Origin of the sequence: Pseudotabrizicola formosa (assembly GCF_002900965.1) — a bacterium.
Taxonomy (GTDB): domain Bacteria; phylum Pseudomonadota; class Alphaproteobacteria; order Rhodobacterales; family Rhodobacteraceae; genus Pseudotabrizicola; species Pseudotabrizicola formosa.
The window spans coordinates 535,804-550,901 of the sequence record NZ_PJOM01000001.1 but is presented as its reverse complement, the minus strand read 5'-3'; the positions used below and the strand labels follow the sequence as shown (position 1 = coordinate 550,901).

The window sequence follows — 15,098 nt, the reverse complement described above, 5'->3', positions numbered from 1 at the left end:
CCCAAAGCCCGAAGGACGACCCCAACAATGACCGATGCCCAGACTGATGCAGCGACCAACCGTCCCAATATCCTGATCATCATGGTCGACCAGCTGACCGGCACCCTGTTTCCGGATGGTCCGGCCGATTTTCTGCACACGCCTCATCTGCGCAGGTTGGCACAGCATTCGCTGCGGTTCCAGAACTGCTACACCGCCTCGCCGCTCTGCGCGCCGGCGCGGGCCTCCTTCATGTCGGGCCAACTGCCCAGCCGCACCCGCGTTTATGACAACGCCGCCGAATTCGCCTCCGACATTCCCACCTATGCCCATCACCTGCGCCGCGCCGGCTATTACACCGCGCTGTCGGGCAAGATGCATTTCGTCGGCCCCGATCAGATGCACGGGTTCGAGGACCGGCTGACCACCGACATCTACCCCGCCGATTTCGGCTGGACGCCGGATTACCGCAAACCCGGCGAGCGGATCGACTGGTGGTACCACAACCTTGGTTCGGTCACGGGTGCCGGCGTGGCCGAGATCACCAACCAGCTGGAATATGATGATGATGTGGCGTTTCAGGCGGTACAGAAACTCTACGATCTGTCGCGGGGGGCCGATCCCCGGCCCTGGTGCCTGACGGTCAGCTTCACCCATCCGCATGATCCCTTTGTCGCCCGCCGCAAATACTGGGATCTTTATGACGGCGCCCCCGAATGCGCCCCGCCCGACCCCATCGCCTATACCGATCAGGACCCCCACTCCCGCCGCCTGATGGATGCCTGCGACTGGCGCGCCTTTGACATCACCCCCGATCAGATCCGCCGGGCCCGGCAAGGGTATTTCGCCAATATCTCCTATGTTGATGACAAGATCGGCGAAATCTTCGCCGTGCTGGAAGCCACGCGGCAGGATGCGGTGGTGGTGTTCCTGTCGGATCATGGTGAAATGCTGGGCGAACGCGGGTTGTGGTTCAAGATGAACTTCTTTGAAGGGTCCTCCCGCGTCCCGCTGATGATCTCCGCCCCCAGCCTTGCCCCCGGCCTGTTCACCGATCCGGTCTCCACCATCGACCTGACCCCAACCCTCACCGCCCTCGCCCGCGTCAACATGGCCGAGGTGATGCCCTGGACCGATGGTGTCGATCTGACGGCGGTGGCCAGCTCCGGCACACGGCCGATGGTCGCCATGGAATACGCGGCAGAGGGCACGATCACCCCGATGGTCGCATTGCGCGAAGGGGCGTGGAAATACATCCACTGCCCCGCAGATCCCGACCAGCTCTTTGATCTTGCCGCCGACCCCGACGAACGGGACAACCTCGCCACAGACCCGCGCGCCGCCCCCGTGCTGGCGCATTTCCGCAAGGCCGCCGCCGCCCGCTGGGATCTGCCCCGCTTTGACTCGGCCGTGCGCGAAAGCCAGGCCCGCCGCTGGGTGGTGTATGAGGCGCTGCGCAACGGGGCCTATTTCCCCTGGGATTACCAACCCCTGCGCGCCGCCTCTGAACGCTACATGCGCAACCACATGGACCTCAACGTGCTGGAAGACAGCAAGCGCTTTCCCCGCGGAGAATAGCGCCCGCGTCACCACCGCAGCGCTGCCCCCGGCCGGGCAGCACCCGACCGGTCGCCGCCTTCCGTGGCAACGCCGCCGAGCGGGGGCTCGATGCCCCCCGAGGCGGCACCCGGCTCACGGTGCATCTTCCAGCACCTTTTCCGCCCCCTTCCATCCCATCAGGATCGCGGGGGCATTGGTGTTTCCGGCAATGATATTGGGAAAACTCGACGCATCAATCACCCGCAACCCTGCCACCCCGCGCACCCGCAGCCGCTCGTCCAGCACGCTGGTCGCGGGGTCCGCCCCCATCCGGCAGGTGCAGGACGGGTGATAGACGGTGCCAGACCGCGCCCGGAAATCGGCGATCAGGTCTTCATCCGATGCAATCGCCGGGCCGGGCCGCAACTCTTCCTTGATCAGCCGCGCCATCGCCGGCTGCGCGGCAATCTTGCGCAGGAACTTCACCGCTGCCAACATCTCTTCAACGTCATGATTGGTGGCAAAGGCATTGGCCCGAATCACCGGATGCGCCAGCGGATCGGGGCTGGCCAGCCGGATCTCCCCGCGTGAGGTCGGGCGGCAGTTCGACAGCCCCAGCGACAGGCCCGACCACGGATCGGGTGACAGGATCGGCCGCTCGCCATTGCGCGGGATCAGGGTGGAAAACGCCTGCATGTAAAGCTGCATGTTGGGCCGGGTCAGCTCTGGATCGGTGCGGAAGAACCCGCCGGCATGGTTGATCGACTTGGCCAGCGGCCCGCGCCCGCCCAGCAGGTATTGCATTCCGGCCAAGGCCTTGCCCCACCAGGGCCGCAGCACATCGTTATAGGTCGGCACCCGCATCGACCAGGTATAGTTGATGCCCTGATGGTCGCTCAGATGCGCCCCCACATTGGCGTTGTCCACCAGCACCGGCAGGCCCATCCCCTGCAACAGCGCCCCCGGCCCGATGCCCGACAGCTGCAACAGCTGCGGGCTGTTGACCGCCCCGCCCGACAGGATCACCTCGCCCCGCGCGCGCAAGGTCTCCACCCGGCCCGCGCGCCGCAATTCCACCCCCACCGCGCGGCCCGCTTCAACAATCACCCGCGTCACCTGCGCATGGGTCACCACTCGCAGATTGGCCCGCCGCATCGCCGGGCGCAGAAAGGCCCGCGCGGTGGAATTGCGCCGCGCGCCCTTGATGGTCATCTGGTAAACGCCAGCCCCCTCCTGCTCGGCCCCGTTGAAATCCGCGTTCTCCGGTAGCCCAGCCTGCCCGCAGGCGGCGATGTAATCGCCCACCAGCGGATGCAGCCCCTGCCGGTTGGCGGATATGGACAGCGGCCCGCCCCGCCCGCGCCACGCATCGGCCCCGGCCTCGGTATCCTCGATCTGGCGGTAGGCGGGCAGGCAATCCTCCCAGCCCCAGCCGGGTGCGGCAGCCCCCCAGTCTTCGTAATCCGCCCGGTGCCCCCGGATCCAGACCATCGCATTGATGGACGATGATCCACCAAGGATCTTCCCCCTTGGCCAATGGTCCTTGTTCCCCGCCAGCCCGGGGTCGGGTTCGGCCGAGTACATCCAGTTCACCGCCGGATCGTAGAACAGCTTGCCATAGCCCAGCGGCATCTGCACGAAAAACCGCCGGTCACTGCCGCCCGCCTCGATCAAGGTGACCCGGTGCCTGCCGCTCGCCGTCAGCCTGTCGGCCAGCACACAGCCCGCCGATCCTGCACCCACGATGATGTAATCGCTGTCTTCCATACTGCCCCGGCTGCTCATCAAAGGGTCAGACTAGTCGCGGCCCACACAACCACTTGCGCAAATCCGACACCTCGTGTCGCGCTCCTGTCATGTCACGCAGGCGCGAACCGAAAGCGCGGCGCATGGGTGACCGGAAAGGCCACCGACCGCGCAATGAAACACACCTGCGCAATGCGGTGATGAATCGCCTCGGCCACCGCCACATCCGTCCCCGGCACAAGGGTGATCAGAGGCCGCAACTCCGCCCGGACAAACCGCCCCGCGCCGCCCGGCCCGATCTCACCCACCCCGACAGGCGTGTCTTCATAGCCCGTCACCACAATCCCGGCTTCGGAAGCATAATGCAGATACCACAGCATATGGCAGGCCGAGAGCGCCGAGAGCAGCAGATCTTCCGGGTTCATCCGCCCCGGATCGCCGCCCAGCAGCGGATCGTTGGAACAGGGCACCACCGGCTTGCCCGGCACTGCGATGTCCCAGGTCCGGGCATAGCCCTTATAGCTGCGCGTGCCCGCACCGCTGTTGCCGGTCCAGACGATCCGGCTGCTATAGTCATGCGATGCCATGGCCTGCCCTTTCCTCTTGGCTCCAATATTCATCTTTGAGGCCAAAAACCCTCACCGCCCCGTCCAGACCGGATCGCGCTTTTCGGCAAAGGCCCGCGCCCCCTCCAGCTGATCCTGCGATGAATAGAGCCGGTCCACCGTCGGCATCTGCCGCTTGGTCACCCGGTTCAGCGCATCCTGAAAGCGCATGGCTTCGGCCTCGCGCACCACTTCCTTGATCGCCGCATAAACCAGCGGCGGCCCGGATTCCAGCAGCCGCGCCAGATCCCAGGCCTTGGCCAGCAACACCTCCGCCGGGCAGATTTCCTTCACGATCCCCCAGCGCAGCGCCTCCTCGGCATCAAACCAGCGCCCGGTCAGCAACAGGTCCATCGCCACATGATAGGGGATACGCTTGGGCAGCTTGATGCTGGCCGCATCCGCCACCGTGCCCGACCGGATCTCGGGCAGGGCAAAGGTCGCATGCTCCGCACACAGGATCAGATCACAAGACAGCGCCAGTTCCAGCCCGCCGCCACAGCAGATGCCGTTGACCGCCGCGATTACCGGCTTGTTGAGGTTCGGCAATTCCTGCAAGCCGCCAAAGCCCCCCACGCCGTAATCACCATCCACCGCATCGCCACCCGCCGCCGCTTTCAGATCCCACCCAGGGCAAAAGAACTTCTCGCCCTCGGCCCGCAGGATCGCCACGCGCAAGGCATCCTCATCCCGAAAGGCACGGAACACCTGCCCCATGATCCGGCTGGTCACAAGGTCGATGGCATTCGCCTTCGGCCTGTCCAGCGTCACCTCCAGCACCGCGCCCTCCACCCGTGTCCGGATCGGACCCTCGTCCAGCATCTCCATCGCCTATCCTTTCCGTATCAACGCATCGACCGCCACCACCCCTTGCGCAAACACCAGCACCGGGTTCAGCTCGATCTCTTCAAATGTGTCATCCGCCATCAGATCGCACAGCCGCCCGACCAGATCGGCCAGCGCGCCCACATCGGCGGGCACCCGCCCGCGATACCCGTCGAGCAGTGGCCAAAGCCGCAACCGCCGCATGGCCGACAGCACCTCATCCCGGCTGGCAGGCAGCACCAGCGTCACCGTATCGGCCAACAGCTCCGCCGTCACCCCGCCCATGCCCAGCGTCAAGGCCACGCCATAGACCGGGTCGCGCCGCAGCCCCACCAGCATCTCGGCCACCGCGCCCACCGCCATCTCCTCGACCAGATAGCCTGTCGCCCCCGGCATCTCTGCCTGCCCGTCAAGCGAGGCCAGCCCCAACCGTACCGCCCCGGCCTCGGTCTTGTGCGCAAACCCCAGCCCCTTGAGCACCAGCGGCGGCCGGAGCCCCGCCGCGCCCACGCTCACCCCCGCCAAAGTCGGGGCACTGACCCCCACAGGCACCGCCACCCCCGCCGTCCGTAACACGGCCTTCGCCGCGGCCTCATCCAACAGCGCAACATCCCGCGCCCCCCGTGCGGTCCATGGCACATCAGGCTCTGTCCCCCACACGCCCTGTGCCGCCCGGATCGCCCCCAGCGCCGCCTCCAGCCCCATCAATGGCGCCACACCCCGCGCCATCAGCCGGTCCGCCAGGGCCTCGTCGAAATTTTCCGGCAGGGAGGCCACCGGAAAGGCAGGTTTGCCGGTCGCCTGCGCCGCCGCCACAATCGCCTCTAGGGCGGGCTCAAAGGAGGACGGATCACAGCGGTCCGGACGTGGCGGGTCGATGATGAACACCCCGGCGTCATAGCCCGACAGCATGGTGGTAAAGACATCGGTGGTGCGCGGCCCGTCGCCCCAGATGAAGGTATGGTAATCCAGCGGATTGGCGATGGTCACGATCGGGCCCAGGATCTCGCCCAGCCGCGCCCGCTGCGCCTCGGGCGGGGCCGCAAACGCCACGCCCGCAGCCGCCCCCAGATCCGCCACCAACCCCGCCTCGCCGCCCGAACAGGACAGCGAGCACAGACGCGGACCCAAGCCCCGGCCATGAACGTGAAAGATCTTCAAGGTCTCCAGCAATTCCGGCAAGGTCGCCACCTCGGCAATCCCCGCCTTGCGCAGAAAGGCCGAGGACACCGCCGCCTCTCCGGCGAGCGAGGCCGTATGCGACGCCGCCGCCACCCGGCTCAACTCGGTCTTGCCGGATTTGAGGCAGACAATCCCCTTGCCCAACCGGGCGGCCTCAGCCGAAAGCCGTGCCAAAGCAGGGGCATCGTCGACCCCTTCGACATACATGCCCAGCGCCGTCACCCGGTCATCCGCCACCAGCGCCGCTGCCAGTTCCGCAAGGCCCACCTGCGCCGCATTGCCGACGCAGGCAACATAGGCCACCGGCAACCCGCGCGCCTGCATGGTCAGGTTGATCACGATATTGGATGATTGCGACAGCAGCGCCACCCCCCGCTCCACCCGCCGCCCGCCATGCTGATCGGGCCACAACAGCGCCCCGTCGAGATAATTGATCAGCCCGTAGCAATTCGGCCCCAGAACCGGCATCTCTCCCGCCGCAGCAACAAGCTGCGCCTGCAACCCCGATTCCCCCGCCTCCTCCCAACCGGAGGCAAAACAGATCGCCCCGCCCGCCCCCAGGGCGGCCAGTTCGCGCACCACATCCAGCGTGGCATGGCGGTTCACGCCGATAAACGTGGCATCCGGCACCTCCGGCAAATCTGCCACGGACCGGAAGGCCGGCAACCCACCAAGGCTGTCGCGCGTCGGATGCACCGGCCAGACCGCCCCGGCAAACCCCATCTTGCGACATTGCGCGATGACATTCTCCGCCCAAACCGATCCCAGAACAGCAATCGAGCGCGGCCGCAGAAGGCGGGAAAGCCGCGTCATCTGCGGCCTCGCACTCTGTGGCAAACCCCGGGGCTCTGCCCCGGACCCCGGGATATTTTTGAACAGATAATAAGAACACCCCGCTTCCACGAAGGAAGCGAGGTGCCATTACCTGTTACGGTCATCGGCGTCCCCGCCTGTACCGCGCTTTCATTCTGATAGTGAAAGATTAAGGAAAGATTGTCGCAAGACTGATTCATTGCATTACCTGTTCTCAAATATCCCGGGGTCCGGGGCAGAGCCCCGGGGGGCGGCCAAAGCCGCGCCGGTTCGGGCGCAGTCACCCGCCCTGCGCGCGCAAAAGCTCACGGCTGATGATATGCCGCTGGATCTCAGATGTGCCTTCCCAGATCCGCTCTACCCGCGCGTCGCGCCAGATGCGTTCAAGCGGCAGCTCGTCCATCAACCCCATGCCGCCGTGGATCTGGATCGCCTCATCGGCGATCATCGCCAGCACCTCGCTGGCTTTCAGTTTTGCCATGCTCATATCGGCTTCGCTCACTGTGCCCTGATCGAATTTCCAGGCCGCTTCCCAGGTGAGCAGTTCCGCCGCTTTCAACTCCATCGCCATATCGGCAAGCTTGAAGCTGACGCCTTGGAACTTGCCGATGGACTGACCGAACTGGCGGCGTTCGGCGGCGTAGGAGATCGCCAGTTGCAAGGCACGATCGGCACGGCCGAGGCAGGTCGCGGCCACTTGCAGACGGGTGGCGCCAAGCCAGGTATTGGCGACCTCGAAGCCCTTGTGCGGCTCGCCCAGCACGTTCGCGGCGGGCACGCGGCAATCGTCGAACTCCAGCACCGCGTTGGTATAGCCGCGGTGCGACACGTTGCGATAGCCGTCGCGCACGGTAAAGCCTTTGGTCCCCTTGTCGACAAAGAAGGCGGTGATCTTCTTTTTCGGCCCGCGTGGGGTGTCCTCCTCGCCCGTCGCCATGAAGGCGATGGTGAAGCCTGCCAGATCGGCATGGCTGATGAAATGCTTGGTGCCGTTGAGCACCCAGTCGCCGCCGTCCTGCCGGGCGCTGGCCTTCATGCCGCGCAGGTCCGATCCCGCCCCGGGCTCGGTCATCGCAAGGCAATCCCAGGTTTCGCCCCGGATGCAGGGCATCAGGTAGCGGTCGCGCTGTTCGGGCGTTCCGGCCAGCAGGATGTTGGAGGGGCGCGCCACGCAGGTCCAGTGCAGCGCATAATTTGCCCGGCCCAGCTCCCGCTCATAGAGCAGCCAGGACAGGGTATCGAGGCCCGCGCCCCCCACCTCTGCCGGCATATTGGCCGCATAGAGCCCGGCGGCGATGGCCTTTTGCTGAATGTCCCGGATCAGATCCAGCGGCAGGTGGCCGCTGCGTTCCACCGCCAGCTCATGCGGGTACAGCTCGACCTCCACAAAGGCGCGGGTGGTGTCGATGATCATGCGCTGTTCGTCGCTCAGGCCAAACTGCATCACGCGGTCCTTTGTCCGACATGGCGGCCTGCCGCCTCTGGGCGGGGCAGCGCGGCATGGGCCTGTGCAAGCGGCAGCAGGCGGTCGAGGATGGCCCGCGGCGCGGCGCAGGTCTTGCCGCGCGCCATGTCGACATGCAGCAGCATCTGTTCCAGCGTTGCCACAGGCGCGCCGTCCTTCAGGATGCGGATGAAGAGATGCAGCCGCTTTTCATCCGCCGCCAGCACCTGCACCGTGCCGGTCAGCGCATCGCCCAGTTTGGCCTCGCCCAGATGCATGATATGCGTCTCGGCGGTGTAATAGCTGAAGCCCGTTCCGACATAGGCGATATCGGCACCGATGTGGCGCAGGAAAGCGTCCGAGGTTTCGGAGGCCGCGAACAGGTAGCGGCTTTCGGTCATGTGGCCGTTATAGTCGATCCAGCCCGGCAGCACCGTCATCCGAGCCGTCTCCATCGGGCCATCGCCCGCCACTGGCACCGGGGTAGCCGCACGGCGCCGCGCGTCATGGTCCAGCAGCACCTTGCCCGCGCCCCAGTTGCGCTCTTTCAGCACCCGCAGGAAGCCGGTCAGGTTCTGGTCGCGGATGCGTTCCAGTTCGCGGATCGTATAGGCCCCCGATTGCGCATCCGACTGGCCTGCGATCAGATCGACCAGTTCCTCCGTGAACTCCGGCACATCGGTCAGCCGGGTCCAGGGCCATTGCAGGCAGGGCCCGAACTGCGCCATGAAATGCTTCATCCCGGCCTCGCCGCCCGCCACCCGGTAGGTTTCGAACAGCCCCATCTGGCCCCAGCGCAGGCCAAAGCCCATGCGGATCGCCTCGTCGATCTCTTCGGTCGTCGCCACCCCGTCCTTGACCAGCCACAGCGCCTCGCGCCAGACCGCCTCCAGGAAACGGTCGGCGATATGGGCGTCGATCTCCTTGCGGACATGCAACGGAAACATGCCGATCTCGCGCAGGGTCTCCTTCACCCGCTCGATCACCGCAGGATCAGACACGGCCGACGGCACCACCTCGGCCAGTGGCAACAGGTAGACCGGGTTGAACGGATGCGCGACAAAGATCACCGCCGGATTGGCGGCATTCTGCTGCAATTCCGATGGCTTGAAGCCAGAGGTGGAACTGCCGATCGGCGTCGTGCTTGCCACCTGCTGGATCTGCGCAAACACCCGGTGCTTCAGGTCCAGCCGTTCGCTGACCGACTCCTGAATATACTCTGCCCCTTCCACCGCCTCGGTGACCGTGCCGGCAAAGACCAGCCGCCCCTCGGCAGGCATCGGCCCGTCCGACAGCGCGGGCAGCGCGGCGCGGGCATTGGCCAGCACCTCGCCCACCTTGCGCGGGGCCTCGGGGTCGGGGTCGAACACCGCCACGTCCCAGCCGTTGAGCAGGAACCGCGCCGCCCAGCCGCCACCGATCACCCCGCCGCCAATGATTGCCGCCTTGCGCGCCATGCCTCACCCCAAATTCTGTCTGTCAAAGCCCCCGCCCCGGAAAGGGAAGGGGCCACCGTCAGCGCTGGTCCGTCCGCTGCAGTGCCGCCTCATCATAGCCGTTCTTGCGGAACACACCGGCCGCCCAGCGCCGTTCGGCCTCGGTCACATGGGCATCACGGTGCAGCATCCAGCCCGCCAGCCGTGTCGGCGTGCCAACCAGCAGCGTGCGCCCATCCCGGCTTTGCCCAATCACCCAGTAATCCCCGGCAAAGGGCACGCCGCCCAGCTTCACCTTGAACTGCCCCGGGCCAACCGGGACCGCCGTTCCGGTGATCTGCACCGTCTGGCCACCTCTGCGGCACTGGTTGACCACGCTCAACCCACCCTCGATGGCGCCATAGGTCGCGGTGGTATGGCTGCAGCCGTCCTGAAACGGGGCCGGGAAACTGGCCACCTCATACCAGGTGCCCAGCAACCGCTCCGGCGCGATATCCAGCAGATACATCGGCGCAAAGGCATAGCGGGGCGATGGCGTGTGGACATCGCACCCCGCCAAAGCCAGTGCAGACAGCAAAAGAAGTCGTTTCATAGCGGGGCCCTTTTCTCCAGTTTCAGCCGCGCCCGCACCTCGGCGGGGGTGATCACCCGCGCGCCCATGTTCTCGATGATCGTGGCCGCGCGCTCGACCAGCTGAGCATTGGTCGCAAGCACGCCTTTGTCGAGCCAAAGGTTGTCCTCCAGCCCCACCCGCACATTGCCGCCGCCCAGCACGGAGGCCGCAACATAGGCCATCTGGTGCCGCCCCAGCGCAAAGGCCGACCAGTGCCAGCCGCTTGGCACATTGTTGACCATCGCCATGAATGTGTTCAGGTCATCCGGCGCGCCCCATGGCACGCCCATGCACAGCTGCACCAGCACCGGATCGGGGATCACCCCTTCGCGCACCAGCTCCTTGGCCAGCCACAGATGCCCGGTGTCAAAGGCCTCGATCTCGATCCGCACCCCCGCCGCCGTCATGCGACGCGCCATATCGCGCAGCATGCCCGGCGTGTTGACCATCACATAATCGGCCTCGTTGAAATTCATCGTGCCGCAGTCAAGCGTGCAGATCTCGGGGCGACACTCGACCACATGCGCCACGCGTTCCGCCGCGCCTGCCATGTCAGACCTTGGCCCGATCCGGCCCATATCCTCGGTGCCCTCGAAATAGATGTCGCCGCCCATACCGGCGGTCAGGTTCAAGACCACATCCTCGCCCGCGTCGCGGATGCGCTCGGTCACCTCGCGGTACAGCGCCAGCGCGCGCGAGGGCTTGCCGGTTTCGGGGTCGCGCACATGGCAATGCACCACGGCCGCGCCTGCCTTGGCGGCGTCGATGGCCGAGTCCGCAATCTGCTTGGGGCTGCGCGGTACATGCGGGCTGCGATCCTGCGTGCCGCCCGATCCGGTCACGGCACAGGTGATGAAAACCTCGCGGTTCATGGTCAGTGGCATGGCATCCCCCTTTGTTGGGGCCAGCTTAACGCGCTTGCCAGCCCACGCTTTGCATTTTACGAAATGGGGATGACGGAAAATGCCCTCTTTTCAGCAACCGATCAGCCGCTGGATCTGGCGGTTCTGGTCCTGCCGCATTGCTCAATCCTCGAAGTGGCAAGCGTGCTCGACCCGCTGCGCAACGCCAACCGCCATCTGGGGCGCGACGCCTTTCGCTTTCGCATCGTCACCCCGGATGGAAAGCCCGCCCCCCTGACCTGCGGAATCGAACTGCCCGCCTCCGGCCCGCTGGCAGCGGCGAAGGGGGCGGCGCTGCTGATGGTAATTGCAGGCTACCGGCTGGCCGAGGTGGCCACCCGGCCCCTGATCCGCGATCTGCGCCGGATGGCACATGGTTTTGCCACCATCGGCGGGGTGGATGCCGCCCCTTGGGTGCTGGCCCGCGCCGGCCTGCTCGATGGCCACCGCGCCACCGTGCATTGGGAAGATCTGGAAGATCTGGCGCATGCGCATCCGCAGGTCGAGGTCTGCCCCGACCGCTATGTGATCGACCGCAACCGCCTGACCGCAGGCGGCGCCGCCCCAGCCTATGACCTGATGCTGCACCTGATCCGTGCCCGCCACGGGGCAGGACTCGCGCGGCAGGTGGCGCAGAGCTTTCTGCAATCGCCCCGCCCCGGCCACACCGCCCAGATCGCCCCTGCCCCGGGCCCGCTGACCGCCGATCCAAGCCTTGATCCGCGCGTCGCCCGCGTTCTGGCCCGGATGGAGGCAAGCCTTGACGCGCCCGAACCGATGGCCCGCCTCGCCGCAGATGTCGGCCTGTCGCCCCGCCGGTTGGAAAGCCTGTTCCGCAGCAGCCTTGGCACCACGCCGGGCGCGCATGCGCTGTCCTTGCGTCTTGCCGCCGCCCGCAGGATGCTGACCGATACTGCACATCCCATGGCCGAAATCGCCCTGCGCTGCGGCTTTTCCAGCCCTGCCACCCTGTCACGCGCCTTCCGCCGCGCCTTCGGCCACCCCCCGGCATCGCTCCGGCGGCCAAAGGCATAGGCGGGCCAAAAGATGAACAAAGCCTTAATTCAACGCAGTCAAGACCTTGTTTTTATTGGGATTTGCCTCTTGTAACACAGGGGGAAGGCAGGGGCCGGTCACACCTCCTCCAGCAATCCCCGCCCCTTCAGCAAAGCCTCCACCCCCGGCATCTTGCCCCGAAACTGAAGATACAGCGCCTCGGCCTCCTCCGACCCGCCCGCCGACAGGATGAACCGCTCCAGCCGCGCGGCAGTCGCCGGATCAAAGGCATCCCCGGTCTCCTCAAAGGCGGCGAAGGCATCGGCGTCCATCACCTCGGACCACATGTAGGAGTAATAGCCCGAGGAATAGCCGTCGCCCGAGAAGATATGGGCGAAATGGGGCGTCGCGTGCCGCATGCGGATGGCCGGTGGCATCCCCAGCGCCTCCAGCACCTCGGCCTGCTTCTGCATCGGATCGGCGGGGGCCGGACCTTCGTGAAAGGCCAGATCGACCAGCGCCGACGCCACGAACTCCACGGTCGAAAAGCCCTGATCATAGGTGCTCGCCGCCAGCAGCCGTTCCAGCATCTCGGCCGGCATCGCCTCGCCGGTCTGCCAGTGCCGGGCGTGTTGTTCCAGCACCGCAGGCACCTCCAGCCAATGCTCATACAGCTGGCTGGGCAGTTCCACAAAGTCCCGCGCCACCGACGTGCCCGAGATGAACCCATAGGTCACATTCGACAGCATCTGATGCAGCGCATGGCCGAATTCATGGAACAGGGTGCGGGCGTCATCATAAGACAGCAGCGCCGGATCGCCCTTGGCAAAGTTGCAGACGTTCACGACAATGGGCCGCACCTCACCGCCCAGCTTGCGCTGCGACCGCATGGCCGAACACCATGCGCCCGAGCGTTTCGACCCGCGCGCGAAGTAATCCCCAAGGAACACCGCGACATGCGCGCCGTTGCGGGTGACCTCCCAGCCGCGCACATCCGGGTGGTAGAACGGCCCGTCCAGTTCGCGGAACTCCAGCCCGAACAGCCGGTTCGCGCAGTCGAACTGCGCCGCCAGCATCGCATCCAGCGACAGATAGGGTTTCAGCGCGGCCTCATCCAGATCATGCTCGGCCCGGCGGCGTTTCTCGCTGTAGTACCGCCAGTCCCAGGCCTCCAGCGGCCCGGCGATCCCATCGGCATGCAGCATCGCTTCCAGCACAGCCGCATCCATCATGGCCTTGCCGCGTGCAGGCTGCCAGACCCGCATCAGCAGGTCACGCACCGCCGCCGGAGTCTTGGCCATCTCGGGTTCCAGCTTGTAATCGGCAAAGCTGGCATAGCCCAGAAGCTGGGCCCGCTCGTGCCGCAACGCAAGGATCTCCGCCGCGATTGCCCGGTTGTCATGGGCATTGCCATTCGCCCCCCGCGCGCCCCAGGCCTCATAGGCGCGCTGCCGCAACGCGCGGCGCGGGGAAAACTGCAGGAACGGCACGATCAGGCTGCGGTTCAGCGTCACCACCGGCCCCGCCGCCCCGCGTTCCGCCCCGGCAGCCCGGGCACTGGCCACCACGAACTCCGGCAGACCCTCCAGATCGGCCTCGTCTAGGGGCATGAACCAATCGCGCTCATCGGCAAGCAGGTTCTGGCTGAACTGCGTGCCCAGCACCGCCAGACGCGATTTCACCGCTGTCAACCGCTCTGCCGCCGCCCCCTCCAACAGCGCCCCGGAGCGCACGAACATCTGCCGGTACAGCACCAGCACCCGCATCTGTTCCGGCGTCAGACCAAGGCCATCGCGGTCCTGCCACAGCGCTTCGATCCGGGCAAAGAGTGCCTTGTTGTTCGACACTTCCGATGAAAACGCGCTCATTTTCGGGGCCAGATCGCGCATCAGCGCTTCGCGCGCGTCGTTCGAATCCGCGCCCGACAGGTTGTAGAATACCCCCGCCACCCGGTCCAACGCCCCTTCGGCCAGTTCCAGCGCCTCGATCACATTGGCAAAGGTCGGGGCATCGGAACTGTCCGCGATTGCGGCGATATTGGCGCGGGCCTCAGCCAAAGCGGCATCAAAGGCGGGCGCGAAATCCTCATCGCGGATCTGGTCAAAGGGGGGCAGGCCAAAGGGCGTGGTCCAGTCTTGGGCGAAAATGGTCATCGGGGTCTCCTTTGGCGGCAACGCTAGGCACGACAGCCGCAAAGGTCCACACCTCATGGGCTTGCTGCCTTGCAAATACTCCCGCCCGGGGCCTCGGCAGGTGCCGTTAGCGAAACCGGTCCAGAAGTTTCTGCATCGGGCTGCGGGCGTCCGGGGGCTCTGCCACCGGCACCGGCTTTTCTGCCAACGTCTCTGCGGGCTTGCCTTCGGGGCGGGTCTTCTCGGAAGACCGCGGCGGAGCCACGCGCAAGGCAACCGCGTTCAGGAACTTCGGGCCGTCCCCTGCCGCCAGAAGCGCCGCGCCATCAGACAGCCCGCGCAGAAGATCATCCAGCCAGTCCTGATCGGCCTTGGCAAAATCATGCAGCACGTAAGCTGCCACCGCATCCTTGTGGCCCGGATGGCCGATGCCAAGCCGGACCCGGCCATAGCCTTCGCCGACCATCCCGCTGATCGAGCGCAACCCGTTGTGCCCGGCATGCCCACCACCCTGCTTGACCCGACATTTGCCGGGGGCAAGGTCCAGCTCGTCATGGAACACCGTGATGTCGCCCAAAGCCAGCTTGTAAAACGCCATTGCCGCCTGCAACGACTGGCCTGACAGGTTCATGAAGGTGCCGGGCTTGAGCAAAAGCACCTTCTCCTCGCCCAAGCGGCCCTCGGCCACCTCGCCCTTGAACGCCGGTTTCCATGCCCCGAAACCGTGGTCCGCCGCAATCCGGTCCAGCGCCATGAAGCCGATGTTGTGCCGGTTGCCCGCATATTTTGCGCCCGGATTGCCAAGGCCGACAAAGAGTTTCATCGCGGTCTCCTTCGCTCTCTTCCTTGGCGAACCAGCGCAGGCCCGTCAACCTTCCCCGATAAA

General features: G+C 66.0%; 12 protein-coding genes. 2 read left to right on the top strand and 10 right to left on the bottom strand.

Features of this window, described 5'->3' with window-relative positions:
- Positions 1-27 precede the first annotated feature (27 nt).
- A complete protein-coding gene (gene betC, locus CXR43_RS02760) occupies positions 28-1,557 on the top strand; it encodes a choline-sulfatase (RefSeq protein ID WP_103332490.1) in 1,530 nt (509 codons plus the stop codon).
- 114 nt (positions 1,558-1,671) lie between these two features.
- On the opposite strand, the gene CXR43_RS02755 is transcribed toward betC, so the two are convergent.
- The 8 genes from CXR43_RS02755 to bcoG form a co-directional block, all read right to left on the bottom strand.
- On the bottom strand, positions 1,672-3,285 hold the full coding sequence (locus tag CXR43_RS02755; protein WP_103332489.1) for a GMC family oxidoreductase: 1,614 nt from the start codon (positions 3,283-3,285) through the stop codon (positions 1,672-1,674).
- A 92-nt stretch (positions 3,286-3,377) separates the two neighbouring features.
- A complete protein-coding gene (locus CXR43_RS02750) occupies positions 3,378-3,851 on the bottom strand; it encodes an OsmC family protein (RefSeq protein ID WP_103332488.1) in 474 nt (157 codons plus the stop codon).
- A gap of 51 nt (positions 3,852-3,902) precedes the next feature.
- Complete coding sequence (locus CXR43_RS02745) at positions 3,903-4,697, bottom strand: carnitinyl-CoA dehydratase (RefSeq protein WP_435530779.1); 795 nt, start codon at positions 4,695-4,697, stop codon at positions 3,903-3,905.
- Between the two features lie 3 nt (positions 4,698-4,700).
- A complete protein-coding gene (locus tag CXR43_RS02740; protein ID WP_103332487.1) occupies positions 4,701-6,689 on the bottom strand; it encodes an acetate--CoA ligase family protein in 1,989 nt (662 codons plus the stop codon).
- Between the two features lie 280 nt (positions 6,690-6,969).
- Entirely contained in the window at positions 6,970-8,133 is a 1,164-nt protein-coding gene (locus CXR43_RS02735; protein ID WP_103332486.1) for an acyl-CoA dehydrogenase family protein, read from the bottom strand.
- Entirely contained in the window at positions 8,133-9,590 is a 1,458-nt protein-coding gene (locus CXR43_RS02730) for a carnitine 3-dehydrogenase (protein WP_103332485.1), read from the bottom strand. The genes CXR43_RS02735 and CXR43_RS02730 overlap by 1 nt, the downstream gene beginning before the upstream one ends.
- A 58-nt stretch (positions 9,591-9,648) precedes the next feature.
- Positions 9,649-10,161: a lipocalin family protein gene (locus CXR43_RS02725; protein WP_103332484.1), complete on the bottom strand. Its 513-nt coding sequence runs from the start codon at positions 10,159-10,161 to the stop codon at positions 9,649-9,651.
- On the bottom strand, positions 10,158-11,066 hold the full coding sequence (gene bcoG, locus CXR43_RS02720; RefSeq protein WP_103332483.1) for a 3-dehydrocarnitine:acetyl-CoA trimethylamine transferase BcoG: 909 nt from the start codon (positions 11,064-11,066) through the stop codon (positions 10,158-10,160). The genes CXR43_RS02725 and bcoG overlap by 4 nt, the downstream gene beginning before the upstream one ends.
- A gap of 69 nt (positions 11,067-11,135) precedes the next feature.
- Here bcoG and CXR43_RS02715 point away from each other — a divergent pair, with 69 nt between their 5' ends.
- Positions 11,136-12,119 (top strand): GlxA family transcriptional regulator, encoded by a 984-nt coding sequence (locus tag CXR43_RS02715; RefSeq protein WP_103332786.1) that lies wholly within the window; start codon positions 11,136-11,138, stop codon positions 12,117-12,119.
- Positions 12,120-12,217: 98 nt separating this feature from the next.
- Here CXR43_RS02715 and CXR43_RS02710 read toward each other — a convergent pair whose 3' ends face one another.
- Positions 12,218-14,233: a M3 family metallopeptidase gene (locus CXR43_RS02710; RefSeq protein ID WP_103332482.1), complete on the bottom strand. Its 2,016-nt coding sequence runs from the start codon at positions 14,231-14,233 to the stop codon at positions 12,218-12,220.
- A 106-nt stretch (positions 14,234-14,339) separates the two neighbouring features.
- Positions 14,340-15,035 carry an aminoacyl-tRNA hydrolase gene (gene pth, locus CXR43_RS02705; protein ID WP_103332481.1) on the bottom strand — a complete coding sequence of 232 codons (696 nt, stop codon included), beginning with the start codon at positions 15,033-15,035 and terminating at the stop codon, positions 14,340-14,342.
- Between the last annotated feature and the right edge of the window lie 63 nt (positions 15,036-15,098).

Coding starts and splice junctions, on each gene's coding strand:
- betC (WP_103332490.1), top strand. CDS start 28: ATGACCGATGCCCAGACTGATGCAGCGACCAACCGTCCCAATATCCTG.
- CXR43_RS02755 (WP_103332489.1), bottom strand. CDS start 3,285: ATGGAAGACAGCGATTACATCATCGTGGGTGCAGGATCGGCGGGCTGT.
- CXR43_RS02750 (WP_103332488.1), bottom strand. CDS start 3,851: ATGGCATCGCATGACTATAGCAGCCGGATCGTCTGGACCGGCAACAGC.
- CXR43_RS02745 (WP_435530779.1), bottom strand. CDS start 4,697: ATGGAGATGCTGGACGAGGGTCCGATCCGGACACGGGTGGAGGGCGCG.
- CXR43_RS02740 (WP_103332487.1), bottom strand. CDS start 6,689: ATGACGCGGCTTTCCCGCCTTCTGCGGCCGCGCTCGATTGCTGTTCTG.
- CXR43_RS02735 (WP_103332486.1), bottom strand. CDS start 8,133: ATGCAGTTTGGCCTGAGCGACGAACAGCGCATGATCATCGACACCACC.
- CXR43_RS02730 (WP_103332485.1), bottom strand. CDS start 9,590: ATGGCGCGCAAGGCGGCAATCATTGGCGGCGGGGTGATCGGTGGCGGC.
- CXR43_RS02725 (WP_103332484.1), bottom strand. CDS start 10,161: ATGAAACGACTTCTTTTGCTGTCTGCACTGGCTTTGGCGGGGTGCGAT.
- bcoG (WP_103332483.1), bottom strand. CDS start 11,066: ATGCCACTGACCATGAACCGCGAGGTTTTCATCACCTGTGCCGTGACC.
- CXR43_RS02715 (WP_103332786.1), top strand. CDS start 11,136: ATGACGGAAAATGCCCTCTTTTCAGCAACCGATCAGCCGCTGGATCTG.
- CXR43_RS02710 (WP_103332482.1), bottom strand. CDS start 14,233: ATGACCATTTTCGCCCAAGACTGGACCACGCCCTTTGGCCTGCCCCCC.
- pth (WP_103332481.1), bottom strand. CDS start 15,035: ATGAAACTCTTTGTCGGCCTTGGCAATCCGGGCGCAAAATATGCGGGC.